1 pseudogene is annotated in these 294 nt (G+C 69.4%); it reads right to left on the bottom strand.

What is annotated here, in order from left to right:
- Positions 1 to 97 precede the first annotated feature (97 nt).
- Positions 98 to 294 (bottom strand): annotated as a pseudogene (locus EXE42_RS17640) (alanine--glyoxylate aminotransferase family protein); the annotation flags it as partial.

The raw sequence follows: 294 nt of genomic DNA, 5'->3' as shown, positions 1-294 counted from the left end.
TGGTACCGGTTCGCACGGCGGAGAGGCGGTTCGTCTCGTTAGACCCGCCTCAGTTGGGTCCGCCTCAACCGCGTCGGCTGCGCGCCCGGACAGCGGTTCAGGCTTCGTGTCCCTGCGCCGCCAGCGCGTCCTCTAACGCGGCGAGGACGTACTCGACGTTCTTCGGCCGCGCGGAGTAGCCCATACAGCCGATCCGCCAGATGTCGCCCTCCAGGTCGCCCAGGCCCGAGGCGATCTCCAGGTCGTACTCGTCGAGGAGGTGGTCGATGACGGCGCCGTCGTCGACGCCGTCCG

Source organism: Halorubrum sp. SP3 (genome assembly GCF_005435195.1).
In the GTDB taxonomy this organism is placed as follows: Archaea; Halobacteriota; Halobacteria; order Halobacteriales; family Haloferacaceae; genus Halorubrum; species Halorubrum sodomense.
Note: the sequence above shows the minus strand (reverse complement) of the source record. Positions and strands in the feature narration are given on the sequence as shown.